This window comes from Luteolibacter sp. AS25, assembly GCF_046736275.1.
Classification (GTDB): Bacteria; Verrucomicrobiota; Verrucomicrobiia; order Verrucomicrobiales; family Akkermansiaceae; genus Luteolibacter.
Genome location: NZ_CP151837.1, coordinates 2,451,709 through 2,477,765 on the forward strand (window position 1 = coordinate 2,451,709; position 26,057 = coordinate 2,477,765).

At 53.3% G+C, this 26,057-nt stretch carries 22 protein-coding genes; 14 read left to right on the plus strand and 8 right to left on the minus strand.

Translation table 11 applies throughout. The annotated features are described in order from the left end of the window. Nucleotides 1-83: 83 nt before the first annotated feature. Entirely contained in the window at nt 84-2,090 is a 2,007-nt protein-coding gene (locus tag AAGA79_RS11385) for an ATP-dependent helicase (RefSeq protein ID WP_411825928.1), read from the plus strand. 30 nt (nt 2,091-2,120) lie between these two features. Here the strand turns inward: AAGA79_RS11385 and AAGA79_RS11390 are convergent, their stop codons facing one another. Next, nucleotides 2,121-2,861 (minus strand): phosphodiester glycosidase family protein, encoded by a 741-nt coding sequence (locus AAGA79_RS11390; protein WP_411825929.1) that lies wholly within the window; start codon nt 2,859-2,861, stop codon nt 2,121-2,123. Nucleotides 2,862-3,015: 154 nt separating this feature from the next. Between AAGA79_RS11390 and AAGA79_RS11395 the strand changes: the two genes are divergently transcribed. Beyond that, nucleotides 3,016-4,023, plus strand: coding sequence for a hypothetical protein (locus tag AAGA79_RS11395; protein WP_411825930.1), 1,008 nt, complete (start codon nt 3,016-3,018; stop codon nt 4,021-4,023). 4 nt (nt 4,024-4,027) lie between these two features. On the opposite strand, the gene AAGA79_RS11400 is transcribed toward AAGA79_RS11395, so the two are convergent. Together AAGA79_RS11400 and AAGA79_RS11405 are read right to left on the minus strand one after the other, a co-directional pair. Then, entirely contained in the window at nt 4,028-4,369 is a 342-nt protein-coding gene (locus AAGA79_RS11400) for a hypothetical protein (protein WP_411825931.1), read from the minus strand. A 4-nt stretch (nt 4,370-4,373) separates the two neighbouring features. Further along, entirely contained in the window at nt 4,374-4,877 is a 504-nt protein-coding gene (locus AAGA79_RS11405; protein WP_411825932.1) for a hypothetical protein, read from the minus strand. 167 nt (nt 4,878-5,044) lie between these two features. Here AAGA79_RS11405 and bioD point away from each other — a divergent pair, with 167 nt between their 5' ends. Next, a complete protein-coding gene (gene bioD / locus AAGA79_RS11410) occupies nt 5,045-5,683 on the plus strand; it encodes a dethiobiotin synthase (RefSeq protein ID WP_411825933.1) in 639 nt (212 codons plus the stop codon). 40 nt (nt 5,684-5,723) lie between these two features. Next, the gene (locus AAGA79_RS11415) at nt 5,724-6,962 is read left to right on the plus strand and encodes an RsmB/NOP family class I SAM-dependent RNA methyltransferase (protein ID WP_411825934.1); all 1,239 of its coding nucleotides are present in this window, start codon (nt 5,724-5,726) and stop codon (nt 6,960-6,962) included. Nucleotides 6,963-6,967: 5 nt separating this feature from the next. On the opposite strand, the gene AAGA79_RS11420 is transcribed toward AAGA79_RS11415, so the two are convergent. Continuing rightward, the gene (locus AAGA79_RS11420; RefSeq protein WP_411825935.1) at nt 6,968-7,492 is read right to left on the minus strand and encodes a peroxiredoxin-like family protein; all 525 of its coding nucleotides are present in this window, start codon (nt 7,490-7,492) and stop codon (nt 6,968-6,970) included. 240 nt (nt 7,493-7,732) lie between these two features. Between AAGA79_RS11420 and AAGA79_RS11425 the strand changes: the two genes are divergently transcribed. Both AAGA79_RS11425 and AAGA79_RS11430 read left to right on the plus strand, forming a co-directional pair. Further along, on the plus strand, nt 7,733-8,359 hold the full coding sequence (locus AAGA79_RS11425; protein ID WP_411825936.1) for a peroxiredoxin: 627 nt from the start codon (nt 7,733-7,735) through the stop codon (nt 8,357-8,359). 121 nt (nt 8,360-8,480) lie between these two features. Then, on the plus strand, nt 8,481-8,603 hold the full coding sequence (locus AAGA79_RS11430; protein ID WP_411825937.1) for a hypothetical protein: 123 nt from the start codon (nt 8,481-8,483) through the stop codon (nt 8,601-8,603). 583 nt (nt 8,604-9,186) lie between these two features. On the opposite strand, the gene AAGA79_RS11435 is transcribed toward AAGA79_RS11430, so the two are convergent. Beyond that, complete coding sequence (locus tag AAGA79_RS11435; protein WP_411825938.1) at nt 9,187-9,720, minus strand: J domain-containing protein; 534 nt, start codon at nt 9,718-9,720, stop codon at nt 9,187-9,189. A 3-nt stretch (nt 9,721-9,723) separates the two neighbouring features. Continuing rightward, entirely contained in the window at nt 9,724-10,083 is a 360-nt protein-coding gene (locus AAGA79_RS11440; protein WP_411825939.1) for a HesB/IscA family protein, read from the minus strand. Nucleotides 10,084-10,197: 114 nt separating this feature from the next. Here AAGA79_RS11440 and ligA point away from each other — a divergent pair, with 114 nt between their 5' ends. From ligA to AAGA79_RS11465, 5 genes are all read left to right on the plus strand, one after another. Beyond that, complete coding sequence (ligA, locus tag AAGA79_RS11445) at nt 10,198-12,342, plus strand: NAD-dependent DNA ligase LigA (protein WP_411825940.1); 2,145 nt, start codon at nt 10,198-10,200, stop codon at nt 12,340-12,342. A 65-nt stretch (nt 12,343-12,407) separates the two neighbouring features. Then, entirely contained in the window at nt 12,408-13,364 is a 957-nt protein-coding gene (locus AAGA79_RS11450; RefSeq protein ID WP_411825941.1) for a PhoH family protein, read from the plus strand. Nucleotides 13,365-13,452: 88 nt separating this feature from the next. Then, nucleotides 13,453-14,094 (plus strand): RNA polymerase sigma factor, encoded by a 642-nt coding sequence (locus AAGA79_RS11455; RefSeq protein WP_411825942.1) that lies wholly within the window; start codon nt 13,453-13,455, stop codon nt 14,092-14,094. A 51-nt stretch (nt 14,095-14,145) separates the two neighbouring features. Next, nucleotides 14,146-14,532, plus strand: coding sequence for a hypothetical protein (locus AAGA79_RS11460; RefSeq protein ID WP_411825943.1), 387 nt, complete (start codon nt 14,146-14,148; stop codon nt 14,530-14,532). A gap of 18 nt (nt 14,533-14,550) precedes the next feature. Further along, nucleotides 14,551-15,441, plus strand: coding sequence for a S1C family serine protease (locus AAGA79_RS11465; RefSeq protein ID WP_411825944.1), 891 nt, complete (start codon nt 14,551-14,553; stop codon nt 15,439-15,441). Nucleotides 15,442-15,469: 28 nt separating this feature from the next. On the opposite strand, the gene AAGA79_RS11470 is transcribed toward AAGA79_RS11465, so the two are convergent. After that, nucleotides 15,470-17,317 carry a DNA topoisomerase IV subunit B gene (locus AAGA79_RS11470; RefSeq protein ID WP_411825945.1) on the minus strand — a complete coding sequence of 616 codons (1,848 nt, stop codon included), beginning with the start codon at nt 17,315-17,317 and terminating at the stop codon, nt 15,470-15,472. Nucleotides 17,318-17,413: 96 nt separating this feature from the next. Then, complete coding sequence (locus AAGA79_RS11475) at nt 17,414-23,134, minus strand: alpha-2-macroglobulin family protein (protein ID WP_411825946.1); 5,721 nt, start codon at nt 23,132-23,134, stop codon at nt 17,414-17,416. Between the two features lie 140 nt (nt 23,135-23,274). On the opposite strand from AAGA79_RS11475, the gene AAGA79_RS11480 reads away from it, so the two are divergent. The 3 genes from AAGA79_RS11480 (at nt 23,275) to lysA (ending at nt 25,987) form a co-directional block, all read left to right on the plus strand. Beyond that, entirely contained in the window at nt 23,275-24,252 is a 978-nt protein-coding gene (locus tag AAGA79_RS11480) for an alpha/beta fold hydrolase (protein WP_411825947.1), read from the plus strand. Between the two features lie 166 nt (nt 24,253-24,418). Continuing rightward, nucleotides 24,419-24,685 (plus strand): large ribosomal subunit protein bL28, encoded by a 267-nt coding sequence (locus AAGA79_RS11485; protein WP_411825948.1) that lies wholly within the window; start codon nt 24,419-24,421, stop codon nt 24,683-24,685. Between the two features lie 9 nt (nt 24,686-24,694). Then, nucleotides 24,695-25,987 (plus strand): diaminopimelate decarboxylase, encoded by a 1,293-nt coding sequence (gene lysA, locus AAGA79_RS11490; RefSeq protein WP_411825949.1) that lies wholly within the window; start codon nt 24,695-24,697, stop codon nt 25,985-25,987. The last annotated feature ends 70 nt before the right edge of the window (nt 25,988-26,057 follow it).

Here is a 26,057-nt window from a genome sequence, read left to right on the forward strand (position 1 = left end):
AATCCAGTCTTCAGCTCAAATTTTGCCCTGCCTTCTCTAAGCGATTGCAAAACACACCCGCCCCCTGTTGAGTCCCATCGCTCATGGCTAACGACTTCGCATTTGATTCACTCAACCACGCACAACGGGAAGCCGTATCCGCCCTGGACGGCCCGGTCATGATTCTCGCCGGTGCAGGAACAGGTAAAACGCGCACCGTCACCTGCCGGATCGCACATATGCTGGAGCGCGGCGTAGACCCTGCGGAAATACTCGCCGTAACCTTCACCAATAAAGCTGCTTCCGAAATGAAGGAGCGTATCGGCGGCATGGTTTCCAAAAAAGCAGCAGGTCAGATGACCGTCTGCACTTTCCACTCCCTTTGCGTCCGCCTGCTCCGCGGCGGTATCGACAAGCTCGGCTACAAGAAGAATTTCACCATCACCGCCTACTCGGACCAGGTCGGAATCATGAAACAGCTACTCGTCCGCATGGGTGGCACCGATGAGAAAATTAAAGCCGAAACCGTCCTCACGGAAATCTCCAAAGCCAAAAATAAAGGGGTCGAAGTCGACGATCTTCCCGACGAATTTTTTTCCCAACTCGCCGTTGCCTATCAGAACGAACTCCGCGCGCAAAACGCCGTTGATTTCGATGACCTGCTGCTCTTGGCGGAAAAGGTCCTCCGTGAGCACTCCGACGTCAGGGACCATTTCAGAAGCATCTACAGCCGCGTCACCGTCGATGAGTTCCAGGATACGAACTCACTGCAGATGCGTCTCCTACAGCAACTCGTAGGCCCTCCCTACCACGTCTGCGTCGTTGGTGATGACGATCAGTCCATCTACGGCTGGCGTGGTGCGGAAGTCGCCAACATCCTCGAATTCGAGCGCTTTTTCCCGGATCCGAAAATCATCCGTCTCGAGGAAAACTATCGCTCCACGGAAGCCGTCCTCCACACCGCAAACTCCCTCATCAAGCACAACATCGGTCGCCGCGAAAAAGTCCTCCGATCCACCCGCGGAAACGGCGACAACGTTCGCATCGTCGCCATGCCGGGAGACGATGAGGAAGCCGATTTCATCGCGGATGAAATGCTCGGTGAAAAAACCGCACACGGCCGCCAATGGGAAGACTTCGCCATCCTCTTCCGCACAAACGGCCAATCCCGTAAGCTGGAACTCGCCCTCCGCGATCGGAAAATCCCCTACCGCATGGTCGGCGCACAATCCTTCTACGATCGACGCGAAATCAAAGATATCCTTGCCTACATCGCACTCCTTGTTTCTCCCGAAAACGACATCCCCCTTCTCCGTGTCCTCAACGCGCCGAACCGCGGCATAGGGCAAGCCACCGCCATCCTCGCCACGGACCACTCCCGCGAGCGTGGCCACTCAGTTTGGCAATCCCTCTGCGATCCATTTTTCACCACCGATCTCGGAGCAAAAGCACGCACCTCCATCGAAGACTTCGTCGCCCTGATCTCCTCTGCCAAAAACAAGATCGATCTGGAGAAACAAAACCCGGCGGAAGTCCTAACAGAACTTCTGGTGGAGATGGACTACCTCCCTTGGTTGGAGCGTGGTTGCAAAAACGACACCGAACGCCAGCAACGCGGCGAAGCCATCCAATCGGTAAAAGACTCCCTCCGCCAGCACATCGAGAAAGGCAAAAAACTCCAATCCTTCCTCGACGAATCCGCACTGAACTCAGACCGCGAGGACGATGACTTGGAAAAGAAAAAAGGAGCCACCCTCATCACACTCCACGCATCCAAAGGTCTGGAATTCCCCATCGTGTATCTCGTTGGCCTGGAAGAAGGCTACCTCCCCCATTTCCGCAGCGTCGCCGAAGGAACAAAAGACGAGGAACGCCGCCTCCTTTACGTGGGTATCACCCGCGCCCAGGAATCCCTGACCCTCACCTACTGCAACGTGCGTATGAAATGGGGTCAAAAAACCGGCTGCCAGTCCTCATCATTTATCCCCGAACTCGACGATAAATACATCGAACACAGCACCTTCGATGAAATCCAGAACGTCGAAATGTCCTCCGATGACCTCGACGACTTCTTCGCCTCGATGAACAACATCTTCGCGGACGAGGACTGATCCCTTATCGAACGGATTGAAACAACGGTCCTATTCTGACTTCGGTAACTCCAGAACACCGATCATTGAACCAAACTGGTTGCTACGCTCCTCCAGTTGCTCGCCAGAGCGCAGTTGACTGATATCGCCGTCCAGGAACAACGCGTCCTTACATCCGAGGGAGCGAAAGAGCTCCGAAAACTCATAAAGGTTCGGGAATTTCTTTGAATTCAAATCGGAGATTGCCAATACAACATTCCCGTTTTTGTCCACGCCCACACCATTTCGATGCAGCCTGGACTCCGATTTCTGGTTAAATGCCGGATGGATCCTTCCTTCCCGCATCAATAACGGACCTGATTGCACGGCATACCTTACCTCCATGTCTTTCACAGGATACTCACCGGTCTCTATCACTGCCGCACCACTCGTGGAGATCAGAAAGATCCCATTCGGTTTCAGGAAAAAGTTCCCGTATCCCTTGTCCATATTCACCGGCCTTAGCTCTTGTCCGTCCTGAACGAGAAGTCCGCTGGGAATCCCACCGGGCTCGAATATCCCACCATTCATCAGGCTCTCCACCGCCACCCCTTGCCCCTTGAAATACCTCGCCGCCATAGGAATTGTACGTAGAGGTTTCCCTGAATCATCTTTCCAAACAATGCGGACAACCTCCGCCGGCACCCTCAGAATATGATAGGTTGCTCCAGAGACAATTATCTTCTCCGGACCAGCCTGCAGGAGAGCTGTGGAAAAAATCAAAAGAGCTGGAAGTAGGGTTCGTATGTTCATTTTTTTTCGTGGAAAACAATGATCGTCACACTATGTGAATTAGCGAAAAAAGCGAATAGGGATCGCACGGAATTCCTTCTCCTCCCCATCCTATCCACCGGTATTGCCCGTTGTCTGCTTGCCACCGTTTACCCCTTCACTCATTGTCCCGCCCGTGTCCCAAACAGCCGATAAAGCATTCGAACTCATCTCCTCCGCCCACGAAAGAAAGCGCTTGGCACACGCATTTCTAGTCTCCGGCGCCCTCGGCTGCGGCAAGGAACACCTCGCCTCCCGCCTCATCTCATTGGTAAATAAAAAGGAGGACAGCGGGATGGACCTCTTCGGAGAGCCCGTCGAGGAAATCATCCCCCCGCTTGATGATCAGGAAAGCGGCTGGGTCCGCATCATCCGACCCCGCTCGAAAAGCCGCCGCATCTCCGTGAAGGAAATCCGCGATCTGGAGCACACCCTTCAGCTCGCCGCCCCGCGCGGAGAAACCAAAGTCGGTATCATCGTCGATGCTGACCGCATGAACGAACAGGCGGAAAACGCATTCCTAAAAACCCTCGAGGAGCCACCGGACCAGACACTCCTCATCCTCCTCACCACCCGTCCCCAGCGCCTCCTCCCCACCATCCTCTCACGCTGCGTTCAAGTAAAACTCACCGGAGGTCACGCCCTATCAGCGGAAGGCGGCACCGAGCTCGTCGCCGCTCTCGACCAAGCCTCCCAGAACGGCTTCGGAAACCCCATCACCGCACTTCGTCTCAAAGCCGTCTTTACCGATTTCCTCGCAGAACAGAAAACCAACGCGGAAGCCGTCGCAAAAGCAGCCCTCAAGGAAGAAATCGCCACTTATCGGGATGGTACGGACGGCTCATGGCTCAAGGAACGGGAAGACTTTCACAAAGCCGGAGCAGAGGCGGATTATCTCGAGGCCCGCAACCGCTATCTTGATGTCATCCTGGCTTGGCTGGCAGACCTCATCCGCATCAAGACAAAGTCCGGCGGACTCGACTTCCCCTCCTCAGCCGCTCATCTCCAGAAAATAGCCGAGACCGAATCCATTTTCCAAATCGCCAAACGTCTCGACGCACTCGAATCACTCCGACGGACACTCGAGACAAACGCCTCGGAGCCTCTCGCCCTCGAAGTAGGGTTCCTAAAAGCCTTCGCGTAACCTCCTACTTGATTGCGGAAATAAAAAGAGCATTTAAACACCCTCCCATCCCCATCGGAATCAGCAGGGTCCAAAAAGGCAGCTCATACCGAACATACAGCATCACGAACAAGAGTAGTAACGGCACAATCAATAACGCCAGCGGGGCCACAAAGACTAGGATCGGAGTCATGGAAACCAGAGCAATCGCGGCCCATACGGATTCCACCGAGAAATCACCCAGCACCACACCACTTGCCGCACCTCCTGCAAGAACCGCAACCACACAGCTCGCTACCCTGCCGAATGTCGAACCAAGGGTTTCGAAAAACACATCTGCAAAATCGTAGCTTTTGGGCGCTTTCATCTCCTCAATAATCCCCTCCGGTAGCCACACCCTCTTCTTCCGTCACAGACACCGTATCCAGTAGCTGTTCCAGCCCGTCGAGCAGCACCTCCAACCCCAGCTCCCATTTCCGTGATTGGAAAGCGGGACCGGACATCTCCAGCAGGTGATAGAGCGCCTCCTCCTTGAGTAGAGGCTCCAGCCCATAACCCGGAACGATTGCCGCCTCCTTCCGGTAAGGGTCAATTGCGATCATTAGCGCGAAGTTGTTTTTCCCACGCTTCCCCTCTCCAGCGAACGCCCCCGCATTGAATAGCCAGAAAGCATGCATCGGAAACGGGTGCTCTTCCGGAAAACGGTGCATCACCACCTGCACAAGAACCTGCGGAAAACGGCGCTGTATCTTACCGATCCGCTTGCTGATTTTCCCCGCCTCCCCGCTTCTCAGTTGTGCCGTCGTATCCGCCACCACCGGACTCAGCCGCGGCGTTGCGCCCACCAGTGCGATGGTTCGCGGAAACGTAAGCATGCACCCCGCACACTCGGCAGCATCTTGGGGAATAGCAGTCTGGCAGTACGGGCAATGTGGCACAGCAGCAAAATAAACAGATTCACCCTCCTCGGTCGAAGAGAAAACACCACCACAGCCCCTTCTACGCTTGACCCACACCCCACCTGCAAGCTCCCTCCCATACAGTGAACTTCTTCATTACCGGCACAGACACAGGAGTAGGGAAAACCTACGTCACCAAGCTCATCATCGAATCCCTCCGCGCGGAAGGCACCTACGCCATCGGCTACAAACCTATTTCCTGCGGAGACCGCGATGACGCCACCCTCCTCGCGGAAGCTTCCGGCGGCCTCGATATCGATGAGATCAACCCGATGCATTTCCACTCCGGCCTTGCCCCACACGTAGCCGCCCTTCTGGAAAACACCACGATCGACCCACAGGAAATCCTCGCATCCTATAAGGAAATCGCAGGAAAATACTCCCCTATTCTCGTGGAAGGAGCAGGCGGCTGGGAAGTCCCCATCACCGAGAAATACTTCATTTCAGACCTAGCCAAAGACCTCGCTCTGCCAATCATCCTTGTCGCCTCAAATCGCCTCGGATCGCTCAACCACATCCTCCTTACCATCGCCGCCATCCGCGCTAAAGGTCTCACCTGCGCAGGTATCATCCTCAACCAACTCGAGGACGAGATGGACACCCCTATGATCACCAATAAAGGCATCATCGAGTCACTCACAGACGTGCCACTCCTCGATCACATCATCCACGGCCAGGACTTCCTGTCCCCGGAGCTCATCGATACCCTCACAGCTATCTAGCTCCCTCTCTTCCTCTTCATAATAGAACTCACCGACCACCGTGCCTGCTAAAAATTTCCACGTCCGCCAAGCCGCCGTCTCCGCCCTCCGTGCCTGGGCGAAAGGCCACGACTATGCGGAATCCCTTGTCGAGCGCCACTCCCAGCGCCGGAAACTCTCTGCCTCGGATCGTGGGCTTCTTCAGGCCATCCTCTTCGGCGTTCTCCGCCATCGCCGCCTTCTGGACCACTGGATAAGCACACTCCGCGAGGGCAAGCTCGATGCGGAAACCCGCGACGTCCTCCGTGTGGGACTCTGCCAGATCCTCATCCTGCAGATCCCCGACCACGCCGCAGTCAATGAAACCGTCGAAGCAGGCAAAGCCCCGGTCCGTTCTCTCATCAACGCCTGCCTGCGCAAAGCCATCACCAACCGCAAGAAGCTCATGGAGGATCTCGATGACCTCCCGGCACCAGTCCTTTACTCGCACCCGGATTGGCTCTTCAACCGTTGGCGGAAATCCTTCGGGAAACAGCGCGCAATCGCCATCATGGAGTGGAACAACCAGCCCGCTGAAACCTATTTCCGCACCAATCCTCTTTCAGCAAACACCCCGGAAGACCTCCCTGGCAAGAAACTCAAGCACGCATCTGACTACTACCTTTTGGAAGGCAAAATTCCCACCGCTCTCCTCGCCTCCGGCGATGTCTACATTCAGGACCCAGCCACCCGCCACTGCGTGGAGCTTCTCGCTCCGCAACCTGGCGAAAAGGTCCTGGATGCCTGCGCCGCCCCAGGCGGAAAAGCTTTCCTAATCGCCGCAGCACTCGGCGGAGGAAAAGGGCTCGTCTGCACTGATTCCAACGACAAACGCATCCCGCGTCTTGAGGATAACCTCAAGCGACTTCACATCACTCCTGATGAAATGTTCGTGCACGACTGGCGCAAACCAGCCCCCGCACACCTCCACGGCACCTTCGATGCCATCCTTCTCGATGTCCCTTGTTCCAATACCGGCGTTATCCGCCGCCGCGTGGACGTCCGCTGGCGCCTCCAGACCAAGGACATCGAAGACCTCGGCACCATCCAGACAGAAATTCTCGAAAACGCTCTCTCCTGCCTCAAGCCGGGTGGCCGCATCGTCTACTCCACCTGCTCCATCGAGGACTTGGAGAACATCGAACTGGTCCAGGCTTTCGTCAAAAAGCACCCGGAACTCGTCCTGGAGAAATCCGTGCAGATCACCCCTGAGAAGCACAGCACGGACGGCGCCTTCGCCGCCCTGCTCCGCCTTAAATAAGCCGCTTATTCGTAAGTTCCGCGGATTGGGTAATCATTCTCCTTGATCCACTCCACACTCTCCACCAGCTCGCTCAAATCCGCGCGGTTGAATGGAGTATTGGAAATTTCAATGAGCTGAAGCTTGCCATCCGCATTCAAAGCGTAGGTGGCAGGCTCGGCAAAAGGCCGATCCGTCTCCTCCTTGCTGCGAGGCTCGGAAATGTAGAGCCCCAATTCCTTCATCTGCGCAATACTCAGATCATATGCCACGGGAATCGTTAGATTGTGCTCTTCCACCATTTTTTGCGCCTTCTCCAGCGGATCTCCGGAGACAGTGAGAAGCTCCACATCCAGCTTGGTAAAATCATCCTTAAGTTCCTCCATCCGTGTCAGATACTCATGGCAAACCGGGCAGTGCAGCCCACGATAGATCGTCACAATCTGCCAGTTTCCCTGCTTTTTCACTGATCCTAATGTGACCTCGCCATCGTTGACGGTTGAGAGCGTAATGGCTGGCAGTGTTCCTCCTGAAATTAATTTCTTTGTCATAATCTTGATTGGTTTCTGGTTTATCGCATTCCGCATCCGGGCAAAATTCTTCCCGAAGCTTTCGGATCGACGTCCCAACCTCCACCGGAAACCCACCCGGTCAAATGGCATCCTGTTTTTCCATATCTATTCAGTTGCCCTCATCTTGAAAACGTCTTGCCCAAGCACCCCATTCGTGGCTACCCCCCTGTCCGGCACCGCACCCTGCGCGCCTCCTCAAACCACAAGCACCATATCATCATGCCAGTACTCGTAGGTAAACCAGCCCCGACATTCTCCGCCAAAGCCGTAAAAGGTGAAACCATCATCGAAGGATTCTCCCTCGAACAATACATCGGCAAAAAATACGTCGTATTCTTCTTCTACCCGAAGGACTTCACCTTCGTATGCCCTACCGAACTCCACCGCTTCCAGGAGGAACTCGGCGAGTTCGAATCCCGTGACGTAGCTGTCGTAGGTTGCTCCACGGATTCTGAATTCTCCCACTGGGCTTGGCTCCAGACTCCCAAGAACAAAGGCGGCATCCAAGGCGTCACCTACCCGCTCGTAGCCGACATCAACAAAACCATCTCCGAAGACTACGACGTCCTCGCAGGCAATTTCGAAGTTAACGAATTCGGCGAATCCGTCGTCACCGGAGAGCTCGTAGCCTATCGTGGTCTTTTCCTCATCGATAAGGAAGGCATCGTCCGCCATCAGGTCATCAACGACATGCCACTCGGCCGCTCAATCCGCGAATGCCTCCGTGTTGTCGATGCCCTCCAGCACTTCGAATCCAACGGGGAAGTTTGCCCGATGGACTGGGAAAAAGGTTCCGACGCCATGACTGCGGATCACGCAGGTGTCTCCGGCTACCTCTCCAAGTAATCTTTATAGATCACTGATTTACCAACGGCCGCCCCCGCAAGGAGGTGGCCGTTTTTTCGTTCCCACATCACCTGAGCTTTCCCCTCGCCAATCCCCCCAACCCACTGCCATCCTCCTCCCCATGAAATCCTTCTTCTTCCTCCTGTTTACCCTAATCATCCTCCTGGCAATCATCGGCGGCAGCGGCACCCTCTACTACCTCGCCCAAACTTCCGAATACACCCGCAGCGTAAAGGCTCAATAGATATTTCAGCGTCGAAAAACACCCCAAATGTCTGAGTCTAAATTCAGTAATGTAAGCTGCCCTCAGATTGATTCGGCGTCAGCCAACGAGAAGCTGTATGTCATCTTGTCTCTATTCCTAGCCAGCCGAGGCATATCTGACGAATGTAATGACGAAATTGGATGTCCTTTTAGGACACTACTTGATAGCCACGAAGAGGAGCTTCTTACACGATTGCTTATTGAATCGGCGGTCCTAATTAGAATGAAAGACGATCTATTTCAGAAAAACCACGGGATCTCCTCCCATGCATCTTTGGTAACTGTAGGTTCACTATTTAAGAAAGAAAAATCAGAGCAGACTGACTTAAACCTAAGAGAATCGTGCAATAAAATTATCCATGCGAAGCAACTCACATTCGACAGAGATCGGGAAGAAGAGATCTATCGGAGTTGTTTGAACCCAAGGATTTATCTATATGGATCAAAGGACAATAAAAATTGGAAGGCTGAGCTCGATATTAAGCGTTGGGTGGCACAAGCATCACGAATGTTTGTCTAATCTTTCCAGCACCTACCACTCTTTTCTCATAATCCAGCAATCCTTACATCAAGCGCCCGTAGATACCCTTCAGCGTCCCGCGCCATTTCTCCAAAAAAACCAGATCACGCATCACCTTGGCCGCATCTTTACCCCCGGTCTCTACTTCAGGAAAAGCAGAAACCCTTGAGGTAATCTCACCCTCCACCTGAGCGATCAGCTCTTCCACTCGCTCCCGTTGGCTCATTAGTTTCACCTCCGCCATCGCCTTGGCCAGCGCGGATTGTGCCACTTGGCCCTCCTTGATCGCTGCCTCAGCAGCGGACCCACACTCCGCCACCTTCTGGAAAAGATCCATCAGCCCAGCCTCGATCTGCCCGCGCGCATCAACCTCCAGCCCCTGCGCCGCCAGCCATTCCTTCACCCGCCCCGCAGGACTCAGCAAAACCTCTCTAGCCGCCTGCATCGTGGAAAACTCCACTTCGTCGCCTCCCGAATCAGGGTGCGCCACCGCCGCTCTTTTCCGGAAAGCCTCACGGATCTCCTCATCGGAAATCACCAACCCCACCGGCAATCCCAGACTTTCAAAAGCATTCATAGCCTAAGCCGCAAAACTTTCCCCGCAGGAACAGGTCACCACCGCATTCGGATTCGTCACCTTGAAGCCACCCTGCTGCAGATCATCCGAGAAATCCAACTCACTACCACTCACGAAAAGCGCGCTTTTCGGATCGATCACCACATTCACCCCATTGCTCGGAACCAGAATATCCCGGTCCCGCGGCCCATCCACCAGATCCATCTTGTATTGGAGCCCAGAGCATCCGCCGCCGATCACCGCAATCCGCAACCCACCATCCGCACGGCCCTGCTTTTCCAGCAGACCACGCAAATGCACGGAAGCGTTATCCAGCACCTTCACCAACTTCTCATTCCCGATCTTGTAATTCACTGCACTCAACGACGAAAACCTGCGGTCGCCTGAATCCGCAGTCAACCTAAGTCTTACACCGATCACTGATCACTTGGCACCGGCCACTCTCTCTATTATCCATTTCCCATGCCCGAGCAAGAAATGGACCTCTTCCCAACCTCCGACTCCCCAGCCAAGCGCGTCCCCGAGCTCCACCAGCTTCTCAACCACCATAATCACCTCTACTACACCCAGGCGGAGCCTGAAATTTCCGACTCGGATTACGACAAATTATACCGAGAACTCGAAGACCTCGAAAAATCCAACCCGGACCTTCTCGATCCGAATTCCCCCACCCAACGCGTAGGCTCAGTCCCCAATACTGCCTTTACCCAGGTTACCCACCCTGTCCCCATGCTCAGCATCGACGATGTTTTCGAGCTGAAGGATTCCGATACCCCGGAGGCAGAACTCATCGCCTTCTACAAGCGCCTTCAGAAAAATCTGGGCCGCGAAAACATCGACGTCACCCTGGAGCCGAAAATCGACGGAGTAGCTGTTACTCTCTTTTACGAAAATGGCTCCTTGAAATATGCCGCCACCCGCGGCGATGGCACCATCGGAGACGATGTCACCCAAAACGTCCGCACCATCCGGAATATCCCGCTCACTTTCACGGGAGATGCTCCCGCCATCCTCGAAGTCCGCGGCGAAATCTTCATGCCCAACTCCGCCTTCGCCACCATGAACGAAGAACGCGATGAACAAGGACTCCCCACCTTCGCCAACCCACGAAACGCTACCGCCGGCACCCTCAAGCAACTTGATTCCCGCATTGTCGCCACCCGCCCGCTTGCATTCCTCGCCCACGGCCTCGGCGCCTACGACGGACCCGATCTGGAAGCCGAAACCGATTTCCATGAGCTACTGGATAGGGTTTCCATCCCGAAAAACCACCCCGTCCGCACCGCCCACAACCTCGAGGAACTCCTCGAGGGCATCAAACTCTACAGCACCGAACGTCACGATCTCGATCACGCTACCGACGGAGTGGTCATCAAAGTTCTCGACCGCAATGAGCGCGAAACTCTCGGAGCCACCGCCCGCGCACCACGCTGGGCCGCAGCCTTCAAATTTCTTCCGGAGCAGCAGGAAACCACTCTGAACGCCATTTCCATCCAGGTTGGCCGCACAGGAGTCCTCACCCCCGTCGCAGAGCTCACCCCAGTCCTCATTTCCGGCTCCACCGTCTCCCGCGCAACCCTCCACAATCAGGATGAAATTACGAAAAAAGGCATCTACATCGGCGCAAAAGTCCTCGTCGAAAAAGCCGGCGAAATCATCCCTGCCATCGTAAAAACCATCGATCCGGATCCCGACGCAAAAACCTACTCTCTCTTCGATGCAGTCGAGGGCAAGTGCCCATCCTGTCAGGCACCCATCACCCAGGAGGAAGGCTTCGTAGCCTGGCGCTGCACAAACTTCGAATGCCCCGCCCAAGCAGTCACGGCCATCACCCACTTCGCCGCCCGGAAAGCCTTGGATATCGATTCCATGGGCGAATCCGTTGCCGAAGCACTCGTCCGTCACGGCCACGCCACCAGCCCGCTCGACCTATTTTCCCTCACCGAAGAAACACTGGCCAATCTCAATCTGGGCACCGAAGAATCACCCCGCCGCTTCGGAGAAAAAAATGCGGCAAAAGTCATCTCCTCCCTCGAAGCCGCACGCTCTAAACCCCTCAACAAATGGCTCTTCGCCATGGGCATCCGCCACCTAGGAGAATCCGCAGCCAAGGAACTCGCCCGCCTCCACCAGACCCTAACGGAAATACCCACCTCACCCATTCTCGCGGAACTAGTCAAAGACACCCGCGCCACCGCGAAAAAACAAAACGAGTTCCTCGTCCAATACGCCATCACCGGCGATGTAGGCCCCTCAGTAGCGGAATCCATCCTCACCTTCTTTCAGTCCGAAGCCGGCCAACACATCATCAGCCGCTTCTCAGAGCTAGGGCTGGACCCGAAGTCTGAAAACTACGCACCAAAGCCTACCGACGCGCCGGTGCTGACCTTCACAGGAAAAACCTTCGTCATCACCGGCACCCTCTCCGAATCCCGTGATCACTTCAAAGCCATCATTGAGCAGAACGGAGGAAAGGTCTCCGGCTCAATTTCGAAGAAAACCAACTACCTCCTCGCCGGTGAAGCCGCAGGCTCAAAACTAGACAAAGCCAAATCCCTCGGAGTCACAATCCTCGACGAGCCCGCCCTCGCAGCCCTTTTGGATGAAGAGTCACCAAGCTAACCCACCCGCAGCGCAAAACCCGTTGCCTAAGCGCCACTTTGCAGCTCAATTGTTCGTATCCCATTTTGAAACCCACATCTCTAAAACTCGAATTCGATACTCCACAGTTTCTGCAAGGTCTCATTGCCAATGATCGGCGGAATCTCACCTACCTGGAAGATGCACTTGAATTGAAAGTCGTCACCCGCGACGGCTGGATCGCCTTCAACGGCTCGGAGCTCGCCACCAATTTAGCGGAAAAAGTATTCCAGGACCTCGAAACAACCCAGCGGAACGGGCGCCACATTACCGAACGTGATTTCCACCTCGCTGTCGACATTGCGAAAAAATCAGGAGAAATCCCGCTCAATTCCCTTTCGACCATCAAGCTGGTAGGCTCAAAAAGCCGGAAAACAGTCTCACCCCGCACGCCCAACCAGCTCGCTTACGTCAAGGCCATCCAAGACAACGACGTCTCCTTCGGCCTCGGTCCCGCCGGCACCGGCAAAACCTATCTCGCCATGGCCGTGGGACTTCACATGTTGAAAAAACGTGAAATCCAGCGCATCATTCTCACCCGCCCCGCAGTTGAGGCTGGAGAAGCCCTCGGATTTCTCCCCGGTGATCTTAAGGAAAAAGTAGCCCCATACCTCCGCCCTCTTTATGACGCGATCAATGACATGCTGGATCCCGAAGAAGCACAGCGCTACCTCGAAGAACAGATCATCGAAATCGCCCCCCTCGCATACATGCGCGGACGCACACTCTCCCGCGCCTTCGTCATTCTGGATGAAGCCCAAAACACCACCCGCGAGCAGATGTTCATGACACTCACCCGCCTCGGTGAGCAGTCGAAAATTGTCATCACCGGTGATTCCTCCCAGATCGATCTGAAACACAACATCCCTTCCGGCCTCCACGAAGCCGAACACGCACTAAAAAACATCAACGGCATCTCTTTCACCCGCTTTGCCGCCACTGACATCGTCCGCCACCCGATCGTTGAGCATATCGTCACAGCCTACGAGAAATTCAGATCCTAACTCCCTAGATCACCCATTTACCGGCCTACCGCGCATCCACCAATTCGTTGTGCGGGCACAAGTTTAGAGTTCCCTCAATCCAGCAGTTATGCAAACTGCTTGGACTGCTTCACCCGCATCCCCCCCTTACATGTTCCGTCAGTCACGTCCACTTGACCCTGACCAAGACCTCGTCTCCCGCGCCAAAGACGGCGATACACGGGCTTTCGATGCCTTGATCCTGAAGTATGGTGATAAACTTTTTGGACTGGTCTACAGCATGACCTCACACAAGGAGGATACCCACGATCTCCTACAGGAAATCTTCGCCAAGGCCTATCAGTCCCTCCCTAAATTTCAGGGGAAATCCACCTTCTACACCTGGATCTACCAGATCGCCACCAACCGCACCCTGAACTTCCTCAAGAAGAGAAAAAAGCGGGTCACCAGCAGCATCAACGAGCTGGAAGAAGCCATCCAACAAGATCCGGCACTCATTGATACCACCTCGAACGCCAACCCCGAGAGGCAATCGAATATCAATGAACTCCAAATAAAATTGAACGAAGCCATAATGAAGCTGTCTGAACCCCACAGAATGGTTGTCACCTTGTTTGACGTTCAGGGCATGTCTCACGCAGAGATCGCAAAAATCCTGAACGCCTCCGTAGGGACCATTCGCTCCAGACTCCATTATGCGCATCTGCAACTTCAATCAGCTCTCCAAGAGACCTGGGAAGAAAGATTTTAAAAAATCTTGCGGACGGCGCTGATAATTAGTAAATCTTAATCATCAACCGCCATGAAACCTTCGGTAGAACAAATTAGCCAACTCCTCTCGCAGCGCAGCGATTTGCGCCCCGGGGAAGGCTACTGGGAGGACTTCCTCAGGGAATTCCACCACAATCAGCGCACGGAAGCAGCTTCCAAGTCTGCTCCAGCCGCGTTCTTCGATAGCGTGAAATCATGGTTTTCCGAAGTCAGCCCTTCCAAATGGGCATACGGTGCAGGCCTTGCCTACGCCACTGCTACAGTCGCATTCTTTCTCATTCCCCGCACTGCCGAGGTTGAGCAAATGCCAAGCGCTCCGGTAAATCACCAGGTTGTCCCTGCTCCTACCTATGAGCAGTTGGAACAGTTGGACCTCGATCCTTCCTCGGAAGGAACCGCTGGCGAACAAGTGTTCTAAATAATTTTCGCCCCAGCGATGATTTCCCCCTACCGCCCGAAAAGGCAGGTCTCCAACCGTTTGCGTCTTGCACCGGCCGTTTTCCTGACATTCACAACCATTCTCTGCTGCCCAATTTCGGCAGAACCTGCAACCGCATTACTAAAGTTCCTTCCTACGGGAACGCAGGCCACTGCCATCAGCTCACCGGACAGGAACCTGATCGTTTCCGTATATAACGAATCCTCACAGCTGACCAAAGCAGCATGGCTGGATAGTAAAAATTTCAGAACCCTCTCATTCGTTGGCCACGATCCCATCACGAAACTCTATTTTTTCGAAAACCCCTCAGCAGCACTTTCCAAGGGAATCGTCTGGAAGAAAAGTTTTGACGGTGCTTCCACCCAAAACCTGACGGCCATTACCCCTAACGGCCCCCTCCCCTGCACGTTTGATTGCTGGATCACCGAGATCCACAAGAAAGTCTTACCACTCTCCCTACTCTCCGTTTCGTTCAGTGGCACAGTTCCCGGCCCGGGGACACCCCTACTCGATTCGAGCTCACAGATTATAGGCATCCTCTTTAAACAAAGCTCTGGGAACTCAGCTTACGTTATCCCTACCCAGGCAGTTCACCGCGTTCAGCAAGATATCTCCAGACACCGCAAATTCGTCCGCGGGTATCTGGGCCTATCTCTTTCCACCGAATCCAGCGTGCCACGCATTCAGCGCGTTCTACCGGACTCGCCTGCGGCAAAGGCGGGCCTCATGGAAAGTGACATTCTAGTAAAAGCCGGCTCATTTCCAATCGAGCGCTATCCAGATGCCGTAAACGCATTCTTCTACGCGGTGCCAGGCGAGGTAACGACCTTCGAAGTACTTCGGAATAGTAAGCGACTGCCGTGCAAGATCACGCCGACCGCCAAATAGCCGAGGTGATAAATACCGAAAGTGGAAATCAGGCTACCTGACGGTCCACATCCTCCCGCAGATTCTCGATGATGAACTCCTGGCGGCTTGGAGTGTTTTTCCCCATGTAGAAAGCCAGAAGCTCTTTGACTCCCTTGCCCTCTTCATATTCCACAGGGTCCAGACGCATATCGGGACCAATCATGAACTTGAACTCATCCGGAGAAATTTCACCAAGTCCTTTGAACCGTGTAATTTCAGCATTTTTACCGAGCTTCTGAAGCGCTTTCGCACGCTCATTATCATCGTAGCAATAGATCGTATCCTTCTTGTTCCTTACCCGGAACAATGGCGTTTGAAGAATATGCAGATGCCCGTCCCGAATCATTTCCGGGAAAAACTGGAGGAAAAATGTCAGTAAAAGCAGGCGGATATGCATTCCATCCACGTCCGCATCCGTCGCAATCACTACCTTGTTGTAACGCAGTGATTCGATCCCGTCCTCAATGTTCAGAGCAGCTTGCAACAACGCAAATTCCTCATTTTCATAGACGATTTTCCGGGCAAGCGAATAGGTATTCAGCGGCTTTCCTCGCAGGGAAAATACCGCCTGTGTCTCAACATCCCGGCTTTTCGTGATCGAACCCGAAGCGGAATCACCCTCGGTGATAAACAAGGTGCTTTCTTCCCGCCGCTTGTGCTTCGAGTCGAACTTCACCCGACAATCACGAAGCTTTTTGTTGTGAACCTTCGCCTGACGCGCCCGCTCTCGTGCCATCTTCTGGATGCCCTTCATATCCTTCCGCTCACGCTCAGCGAGGAGGATACGCTTCTGGATTGCCTCCGCAGTCTGCGGATTTTTATGCAGGTAGTTATCCAAAGACGATTTCAGGAAATTCCCGATAAAGCTTCTCAGAGACTCACCCTCAGGGACGATTGCGGACGATCCTAGTTTGGTTTTTGTCTGGGATTCGAACACAGGCTCAATGATCCGCACGCAGATCGCCGCCTCGATTCCCGCTCGAATATCACTAGGATCATATTGTTTTTTATAAAAACCACGGATCACCTGCACCAGAGCCTCACGGAAAGCAGCGAGGTGCGTGCCGCCCTGGGAAGTGTTCTGGCCGTTTACGAAAGTGTAATAGTCCTCGCTGCTTTCAGGACAATGGGTAAACGCGATTTCAATGTCATCGCCTACCAAATGAATCGGTGGGTAGAGTGCCTCGGACTCCATTTCTTCGCGCAGGAGATCCAGCAGCCCGTCCTTGGAGCGGAATTTCTTCCCGTTGAAATGAATCGTAAGCGCCGGATTCAGGTAGGAGTAATAGCGGCACATTTTCTCCACGATCGGATCGCGGAATTTTGTCTTCTGCGGGAAAATCCCACGGTCCATGTCAAAGGCCAGTCTGGTGCCGTTCAAGCCGGGATCCTTACGCGGATTCTTCATATCCACCACTAGCTCTCCCCTAGAGAATTCAAGCGCCTTCGTCTCTCCATCACGCCACGCTTGAATCTCGAAAAACGAAGCAAGCGCGTTAACAGCCTTAATGCCTACCCCGTTCAGGCCAACTGATTTCTTGAAAGCCTCGCTGTCATACTTCGCGCCAGTATTGATCTGGGCTGCGCAATCAAACAATTTCCCGAGAGGAATACCGCGGCCGAAATCCCTGACCTCCACCCGGCCTTCTTCATCGATATTGATCCGCACCTCCTTGCCGTGGCCCATGATGTGTTCATCAATCGAGTTATCCACCGCTTCCTTGAGAAGAATGTAGATACCATCATCCGGTGATGACCCGTCACCCAGTTTTCCGATATACATACCCGGCCGCAACCGAATGTGCTCTCTCCAATCCAGTGACTTGATGTCATCTTCCGTATATTCCCCTGCCATAATCGCTTCACCTTTCTAAAAGGCCCCACCTCCCAGCGCAAGCACCGAGAATGCGGAGCACCACCGGACTCAACTGTTCCCCGGCATTCCCAATTTCTACTTACGGGCCTCGAAAACTTGTGAGGCAGATAGAGCGAAATTTTCAGGATTATACATGGACTCAACTTTCGCAGGAGGTGCCACGGCATCACCTGCAATCGTGCAACGGGCCAGATAGGTAATTTCATAGGTTCCACTCTTCCAAACCCGATCCAGGAAAAATACAGCCCTCTCGGAGCGAAGCTCGGAGTGAGAGATTTGCCAATCCTGCTCGCTGGTGCGGACGCCTTGCGCACTACTCTGCGAGGCAAAATCAGAGTTTACCGTCTCGAAAATCGATGGCAATGGATCGTCCACTACCACATAGCGGCTATCGTCCTCCGGTAAGGTCACCCGCAAGGTTACGCGGATAAGATCTCCCGGAGATGGCTTTTTCAAGACCTCTACCTGACCACTGGCCAGAACCTTCTCGTAAAATCGATCAATCGAGAGTCCATTTTTAGCAACCGGCGCCAGTGGGGCGATGGCCGGTTTAGCGGCAACATTCATCCTTACATAAGCCCCCGTATCGCTGCTGATTTTCAGAACAGCACCGGGAGTGAGATCTACGCTAATCGCTTGTGCTGGCTGATCTTTCGTAAGGCTGAAGCGTTGTTCACCGTCAATCGTTTCCAGAACCAGTTTCGTCTCGGCATGCTCCTGACTGAGATGTGAGGCGTATTCGGAAATTGCCAGCAATCCCCAGCCGTTCATCCAGGTGCTGCGCCAATGGCCATACGGATTGCGATCATTGAGCAGTTTATCAAGTGTCTTGTGGGCGGAATCGGAATCAGGATTGATGGCAAGCTCCGCGATCAGACGAGACGCTCCGGATTCATTGCCCGGCATCCAATATCCTCCATTTTCAAGAGGTTTGTATGAAACGTCGGTGTTCAAAACCTGGGATGCGAATTCCAGAACCTTCGGACGACCTTCCGAGCTGATGGCGATTGAAGCAGCCAGCAGCGCTCGAGCACTATCGCTCATGAAAGGAAGTTTTTCCGCCATCAGGGCATGATATGGCGCCTGCGCTTTTCCAAGTAGGGCCAATGTGTAAAGCGATCTGGCGTAGTTCTCGAGTTCGTAGGAAGTCTTCGCCTCGCCAGCCCCACGGAGGGATTTGATGAGATATTGGCTGAGGCTTTCCAGAGCGGAGGGAGGGACGCTTCCACCGTTTCTAGAAGCAAGTGTGAGAACCATCCCCGCATACGGCGTCACCCAGTCATTGGTGGTAGTATCGCCCGGCCAGTAGCCGAAGGAACCATCATTTTGCTGCATGGAAAGTAGACGCCCCACACCGGCATTGATCGCTTTGGTCACCTCCTTATCCGTTTTCTTGGAAAGTGCGGGAACAAAGGGGCGCAGATTTTTTACAGCCAACCATGGCATCATCGATGAACTGGTCTGCTCCGCACAGCCATATGGGTAGCGCAGCAAATAATCCACTGAAGATGAAATCTCCACCAGCGGAGAGGTGGCTATCTCCAGCTCTACCTTACCGGTGGCATTCGCCAGATTTTCTGAAAGTAGTTCAAGCATGTCGGTTGTGGCTCCGCTGGTCAGCCGCAGCGCTGTGACCTGCTTGAGCAGTGGCATCGGGTATTCTGCTTCAAATGTGCCTTCCACCGCATCCGAAAGAGAGGATTTCAAATCAGGTGTCAGGTCGCCTTTTCCGAGAGAAAGCGGAGTCGCCCGGAACGAGATTGTTACCGCACCTGTGCTATTTACGCGGATGGGGAAAACCAGAGTTGCCGACTCATCCGGAGCTAGTCTCACAGTCTGGGAAGGCGTGCCGGTGAGACTTGCAATCGGTGTTTTATCGCCATCTCCGGTAGAACAGGAAATCTCCCAGGTAGCAGTATGATCCGAAGCATTCTGGACCAGAACCTGTGTATCCAGTTCATCTCCCTCATTGGCAAAGCGCGGTAGCTTCGGCTCGAGCATCAGCGGTTTCTTTGCAATGATTGAGGATTCCGAATGACCAAAGGATGCGCCCTTATGATGTGCAACCGCAATAACCCGATACCTTGTCAGTGTATCCGGCAGCTTGAATTGATGGGTAAACTTGCCTTCGGCATCCGTAATGATCGCCGGTGCCCACGCTGCACATGGATCGAAATTCTTCCGCATTTCGGCTAGTTTACTCAGGTCCCCACCGCCTCCGATGAAGAAGCCCTTGTTGTGGAAATATCGCATTTCGGGATCTTCCGAAATAAAGTCATGAAAGGAGGTTCCCGAATCCACCGAGAGTTTTCTAGGATCGTAAAAGAAGGCCATTGGATCAGGAGTATCATACCCCATCACGGAAAGAGTGCCTTCATCCACTGCGTAAAAGGTAACCTCCGCTCCCTCCGCCGGCTTCCCATCCGAAGAATTCACAGAACCAGAGAGCTCCACCTCAGTCCCCGGGCGATAACTTTCGGCGGGTTCATCGATCACGACAGCAAGTCGATCACGTTGATTCTCCACAGTCAGTTCGCAGAAACCCAGACGAAGCTGGGGAGCCTTGATCTCCCGACCGGATTCAGACGACCCTTTTACAATCAGGATGGAAACATACGCATTCGGCGCATGCTCATCTGTAATGGGAATTTCAATAACCGGATTATCTGCTTTCAGCTCAGTTAGGTAGGAGCTGAGCACATCCTCCCGCTCCACAGTAACGAGAGCCGTTCCTTCAATCGGAGAAAGCACAAGAATGCGCGCCGTATCTCCGGCCTTGTAGGATTTTTGCTCGGAAACGAGTTTAATCCGCAAGCCATCTTCGTATTGCCAGGGATACTCGCTAGCCCCGTATACATGGAATCTGGTGACTGTCGCAAACTCACGCCCCTCGGGGTCTCTCCCCTTCACCGTTAGGAAATGCAGCCCGTCGTGCTCGGGAGTAATCTTATACGCAAAGCCCTCCTTCGCAGATTCCTCGCCGGTTACCACTAACTCCACGGTGGAGAGCTCCTCCTCACTAGGCTCACTCTCGGTAATCGTCTCACCCTTTTCGTTTTTGGTTTTGGTCGTGGTGTGAACCTCGCGGCTGAGGGTCACAGTCAATGAAGTATCAGCTTTCGCTGGTTGACCTTTTGTATCAGTCACCACGAAGCGGAACGGAGCCTCCTCGCCGACTCTGAGCAGACGGTCAATCCGCGAGATCCCGGCATAGAGCGAAGCAGGGTGAACCACCACCGATGACTTTGCGGTAAGGGTCTGATTGTTCGCATCCGTTACTTCCGTGCCGATACTTACATTCTGAGCAGTAGGAAACTCACTCTGCGGAATGCTCACCGAAACCTCGGCAAGTCCATCCTTGGAAAGCACCTGATCGGAACTCAAGGAAGTCCGGGCGATATTATCGTCGTCATCGCGGTTCCTGTAGCCGAAATAGTTGTACCAATATCTCCAGTCATTCACCTTGTGATTCCCGAACAGGAAATCCCTGTAGCGTTCAGGATATGGGTTGATTGATGTAATTTCCGTAAAAGTCTTTGCCTGACCTGCCGCTACTGGCTGTCCCTGATAGTACCTTGCCGTAAGATCCACGGTAACCTCGGAAGCTCCTACCTCTGTTTCTCCAACCGACTGTAGAACTTCGAAAGCGTTTCTACGGAACTCCTCCACCTTCAATGGTAGCTCAAATGAAGCACTCCGCTGCAACGCCGATTGCATTTCCCAATCTTCCGTTCCTTCGGCCAATTTCATGTCATCTGGAAATTCGAGCCGTATTACATGATCCCCCGTTGTGGCTTCAGGTAGAGTGAAGCTGAAATCAAACGAGCCGAGCGCGGAGAGCTCCACTGCCTGGGTTACGATCTCCTTCTCCTTTGGATCAAGAATCACCACCCGGGCCGGAACCTTCTCGGAGTGGGCTATCTCATTTCCCAGCTGATCGCGAACGATCCCCTTGATCCGGACAACCTCACCAGGTCGGTAAACCGAGCGATCAGTAAAGAGGAATGCCCTGCGCATTTCAGGCAGATCCTTCATCCACGAATAGCGAACTGGAAAGTGCCACAAGCCCACCTGATCAATCGTTTTATCGAACGCGACGGTGTATGAGTCGCTTCCCAGGTTCGCCTGCAGATGCCTGACATTCCCGCCACGCGGGATTTTTACCAAGCCGCTCTCATCAGTGAGCACCTCAGTCAAAAGTTTCGCGTCTTCACCGTAGGTTGAGATTTTCACTCCCGGCAGTGGTTTGCCCGTGTCGCAGGAAAAGGCAAAAAGCAGCGCCGATTTATCCGTAAATTTCCAGGCAAGCCCGATATCCGTTAGCTGCACGATCGCTTGAACATTTCTACGGGAGGTTTCCTTCGCGTCCGGATGCGGTATTCCTACTACATCGATGAACACAGCTGCCGCCCCGGTGTCTGCCGGAAGCAGGTCATCCCAATTCAATTCCAGCGTTTTCCCGTCATCGATCGAAATACCAGTTTTGATCGTTTTTTCGAAAACCGTTTCACCCGGCACCATCGCATAGGGAAGTGCTGAGATGTTTTCGATCGAGTCCCAGTTCGGGCCGCGGCCGGTATAGTTCCGATAACCTTGATACGTTCTGACAACGCCCTCTCCGGATAATTTCTTGATGCGAATCTGAACCTCCGAGAGATTCACCGTGCTAATCGCATATTTGCGCAAACCCTTCGCCAACTGAGCTTCATCCTCGGAGGGAAGAGCTAGCTCTGGAGTCAAACGGATGAACTTAACGGAGGAACTACCCGGATTCCTAAGCGTCTCACCATCGATCGATTCGATATTTTTAGAAAGCACGACCGTGTACGTATCGTGCTCACTAAGATCTCCCGCCAAATAGAGAACCTTCCCCAAAGACTCGATGCTTAAATTCTCCACCTCAGGTGAAACCAAAACAAAATCCAGCGGTAGCGTCTCAGGTAGAACACGGTTAAAACCCAGTGCAATTCTTCGGGGAGAACCCACCGAAACCTGACCGTTAACTGACGCGACCTTAAAGTCCTCCACCTTACCGATTTGGTAACTCCTATCCTCAGCAAGGGAAGCATTGCCATCCCCATTCGGCATTCCCTTAAGAACCTGAAGCTCCCATTTATCAGCTACCGGAAGTGGTGAATTCGGAGAAACCATGATGATATTCCTCAACTCACTGTCATCTCCTACCTTTTTTCTCTGCTTCTCGGGATCCAGCCGATTCGACCACGTAATATAGCTGGTCCTGTAATAGCCTGCCTGCTTTGCCGTCGCATACCTGACCTTCGGTGCAACCCTTTGGTTTTTTTCGGAGGAAAATGAGAAAAAGCCCGAAATAGCGGAGATATCCACGTCGTCATTGAAGACGATCAACCACTCACCGGTCACCGGTGAATAATCACTACTCCAGCGGTTTGGAATCCTCGCATTCATCAGCCGGAAACCTTCCGTTGAAACACTTGCAAATTTTCCGATCTCCACTTCGCTCCCATCGAGATACCCGGCACCAGACCTAACTGAGAATTCATACTTCGTTCCGATAGCCGGAATTCCATCCAGCTTCAATTCAGCAACCGTTGGTAATTTCCAGAAAAGCTTCGCCGGCAGTGCAGGCTGAACATCCACAAGGTCATTCTCGACTACTTTTCCCAGTAAATCATCTCCCACCATGGGATGATCGAAGACCACGTCGATTTCTGACTCAGGAACCAGCGAAGCCGTTGAAACTATTAATCTAGGGGTGGCCTCCACCACACCGGAAAGAACAAATAAAAGAGTAGCAAGGCGGGATATAATTTTCATTATGAAATTTAATTTCTACAAATACATAAGACATCCCTTAGCTCGGAATTGGAACTCAAAAAGGCCCCTTCCCTTGTAAAATCAATGTAAAGCCACTGTTAAACTCGCTCCTGATTCAGCCTAATGAGTTGCTATTCAGAGTGGTACGAATCATATTCGACCACGTGGGACGTTTCCTGAAAATATTTACAGCGGCCATTATTTGCAGCATTGCCGCCAGTGGCTGCTCCACGCCATATGCTCTGGCTGGCAAAAGCGACGCTAGCCCCAGAGAGTATGAAACTTTCGGCTATAGAAGCTGGCGTTCTAAAATAACGAAGAAGGACGTCGTTGTGATCGGGATTCACGGATTCTGCGGAGCCTCGGTCGACTACGATAACCTCGGGAAATATTTTCTGAAAAATCAGCCGAAAACCGCCCTGTATGCCTACGAAGTTCGCGGACAAGGCAGGGATCCCAAATACGCCCGCCGCGGCGATATAGGCAACCCCGAGCAGTGGTATAACGATCTCGATGCCTTCACCCAATTGGTGAAAAAGCGACATCCGGACGCTAAAATCATCTGGTATGGTGAAAGTATGGGCTCGCTGATTGCAAGCCATGCAATCACCAAAGCACCGGCCGGCAATCCCCCTTGTGACGCTTTGGTCCTTTCCTCCCCCATCGTCCGCTTCAAGGACGATGTGGAACCATGGAAGATCGCACTTGTCCGTGCGGCGGCAACCACACTCCCACTGGCAAGGGTTCCACTCGAAGCACTAGCCGGCCCACAAGACGTACAGATGACCCAGGAGTCCAACCACGGGGACCAGTCAAAGACCAACGACTACAACATCGAAAAGCACACCCTTCGCCTCTTGGGCACCTTGGCGGAGCTGATCGACGGAATGAACAGCTGCGCTGCCCAGCTTGAAATTCCGGTTTTGGTTCTCCACGGAGATAATGACTACTTTAACAACGATTCAGACATGCGGGGATTCACTGCCCGCATCCCATCGGACGTCCCGGTAACCTACAAGAATTACCCCGGTGCCTATCACCTTCTTATGTATGATGAGAAGAGGGACAAAATTTTCGAAGACGTCACCAAGTGGCTCGATAAACGTCGCGCTGACTAATCGCCTCCCCTCCTGAGTTTCACGACATGAAGCTTACCGCGGCCATCGTCTTGAAATCGTGAGGAAAACAGGAATCCCGCACATTAAATTGAACATTTAGCTCCGTTTCGTCTTGACGGGTTCGAATCCCTAGGCATTCTCCGCCTCCCGCAAACCAATTTTCATTATGGCACGTATTTGTAGTATCAGAGGCACCCGCGTCCGCTCCGGCGGCAAGATTCATCGTTCAGGCTTGGCCAAGAAAAAGGGCGGTATCGGCCGTCACGTCACCAAAGTCGTGAAACGTTCAGTTTCCCCTAACCTTCAGAGCAAACGCATCTGGGTTCCGGAACTTGGAAAGTTTGTACGCATCAAGCTTACTTGCCGTGCGCTTAAGACCATCAATAAGAATGGTGCTTACGTCACACTCAAGAAAGCCGGAATCGTTAAGTAACGAACCGCAATGCACGGCTTTTCCTACCGAAACGGAGAGCTTTTCTGCGAAAATGTTTCCCTGCAATCACTTGCAGAGGAACACGGCACGCCCCTGTATGTATATTCGGGGAGCACGCTCGTAGATCACTTCTCAAGACTTGATTCTGCTCTTTCCGGCGTATCCCATGAGATCGCCTACGCGGTAAAAGCAAATTCAAACCTCTCTGTCCTCAGGCTTCTGGCTTCCAAAGGCGCAGGATTCGACATCGTTTCAGGTGGAGAACTCTTTCGCGTTATTAAGGCAGGTGGAGACCCGGCACATTGCACATTCGCCGGTGTAGGTAAAACCCGTGAGGAAATTGTCTACGCTCTCGAGCAAGGCATCTATTCTTTCAATGTGGAAAGCGAAGAGGAACTTCGTTACCTCAACCAAGTGGCCGGAGAGCTCGGAAAGATTGCTCCCGCCGCCGTCCGCGTAAATCCAAACGTCGACGCGAAGACCCACAAATATATCTCCACTGGAAAATCCGAGAATAAGTTCGGTGTGGATTTCGGTGCTATTGCCGACCTTTATGAACGTGCTGCAGCAGAACTCCCGAACATCAAGCTTCGTGGTCTTCAGATGCACATTGGATCCCAGCTTACCTCAATCGACCCTTTCATTGAGGCAGTTGAAAAAGTCATCCCGCTTGTTACAAGCCTCAAGGAGAAGCACGGAATCGAATTCTGGTCCATCGGTGGTGGAATCGGAATCGTCTACGAGGATACCCTCGCTTCCGGCTCCCCTGAATGGTGGGCCTCCAAATCCGAGTCCGAACGACCTCTCACCATCGAAAAATATGGAGAGGAACTGGTTCCACGATTGAAAGATCTCGGCCTTAAAATTCTTCTCGAACCCGGTCGATACATTGCAGGTAATGCTGGAGTGCTCATCACGCGGTGTCTCTATGAGAAGAAAGGCTCTGCGAAGACCTTCAAGATCGTGGACGCAGGCATGAATGATCTCATTCGCCCTGCCCTATACGAAGGACACCATGAAATTGTCCCACTGACGGAGCCTAAAACATCGGATCGCCTCAAAGTGGATGTGGTTGGTCCCATCTGCGAAAGCGGCGACTTCTTCTGCCAAAACCGCGAGCTCCCGGACTTCCAGCCAGGCGAGAATATCGCCCTCATGTCTGCCGGGGCCTACGGCTTTGTCATGGCCTCCAATTACAACACCCGTCCCTTCCCTGCTGAAATTCTAGTTCAGGGCGGCGAAGCGAAGGTTGTCCGGAAACGCCAGACACTTGAAGACGTAATCGCGGGCGAAGAGCTCTAATTTCAGCTCACGCAAAGGTGAAAAAAGCGGCTAAATAGCAGCTTATCACTTGGACCCGTTTCGATCTCCC

Bases quoted from the DNA above. Each gene is read 5' to 3' on its own strand.
- AAGA79_RS11385 (WP_411825928.1), top strand. From the start codon at position 84: ATGGCTAACGACTTCGCATTTGATTCACTCAACCACGCACAACGGGAA.
- AAGA79_RS11420 (WP_411825935.1), bottom strand. From the start codon at position 7,492: ATGACAAAGAAATTAATTTCAGGAGGAACACTGCCAGCCATTACGCTC.
- AAGA79_RS11475 (WP_411825946.1), bottom strand. From the start codon at position 23,134: ATGAAAATTATATCCCGCCTTGCTACTCTTTTATTTGTTCTTTCCGGT.
- AAGA79_RS11405 (WP_411825932.1), bottom strand. From the start codon at position 4,877: ATGCTTACGTTTCCGCGAACCATCGCACTGGTGGGCGCAACGCCGCGG.
- ligA (WP_411825940.1), top strand. From the start codon at position 10,198: ATGGACCTCTTCCCAACCTCCGACTCCCCAGCCAAGCGCGTCCCCGAG.
- AAGA79_RS11400 (WP_411825931.1), bottom strand. From the start codon at position 4,369: ATGAAAGCGCCCAAAAGCTACGATTTTGCAGATGTGTTTTTCGAAACC.
- AAGA79_RS11430 (WP_411825937.1), top strand. From the start codon at position 8,481: ATGAAATCCTTCTTCTTCCTCCTGTTTACCCTAATCATCCTCCTGGCA.
- AAGA79_RS11485 (WP_411825948.1), top strand. From the start codon at position 24,419: ATGGCACGTATTTGTAGTATCAGAGGCACCCGCGTCCGCTCCGGCGGC.
- AAGA79_RS11435 (WP_411825938.1), bottom strand. From the start codon at position 9,720: ATGAATGCTTTTGAAAGTCTGGGATTGCCGGTGGGGTTGGTGATTTCC.
- AAGA79_RS11425 (WP_411825936.1), top strand. From the start codon at position 7,733: ATGCCAGTACTCGTAGGTAAACCAGCCCCGACATTCTCCGCCAAAGCC.
- AAGA79_RS11455 (WP_411825942.1), top strand. From the start codon at position 13,453: ATGCAAACTGCTTGGACTGCTTCACCCGCATCCCCCCCTTACATGTTC.
- lysA (WP_411825949.1), top strand. From the start codon at position 24,695: ATGCACGGCTTTTCCTACCGAAACGGAGAGCTTTTCTGCGAAAATGTT.
- AAGA79_RS11470 (WP_411825945.1), bottom strand. From the start codon at position 17,317: ATGGCAGGGGAATATACGGAAGATGACATCAAGTCACTGGATTGGAGA.
- AAGA79_RS11460 (WP_411825943.1), top strand. From the start codon at position 14,146: ATGAAACCTTCGGTAGAACAAATTAGCCAACTCCTCTCGCAGCGCAGC.
- AAGA79_RS11390 (WP_411825929.1), bottom strand. From the start codon at position 2,861: ATGAACATACGAACCCTACTTCCAGCTCTTTTGATTTTTTCCACAGCT.
- AAGA79_RS11465 (WP_411825944.1), top strand. From the start codon at position 14,551: ATGATTTCCCCCTACCGCCCGAAAAGGCAGGTCTCCAACCGTTTGCGT.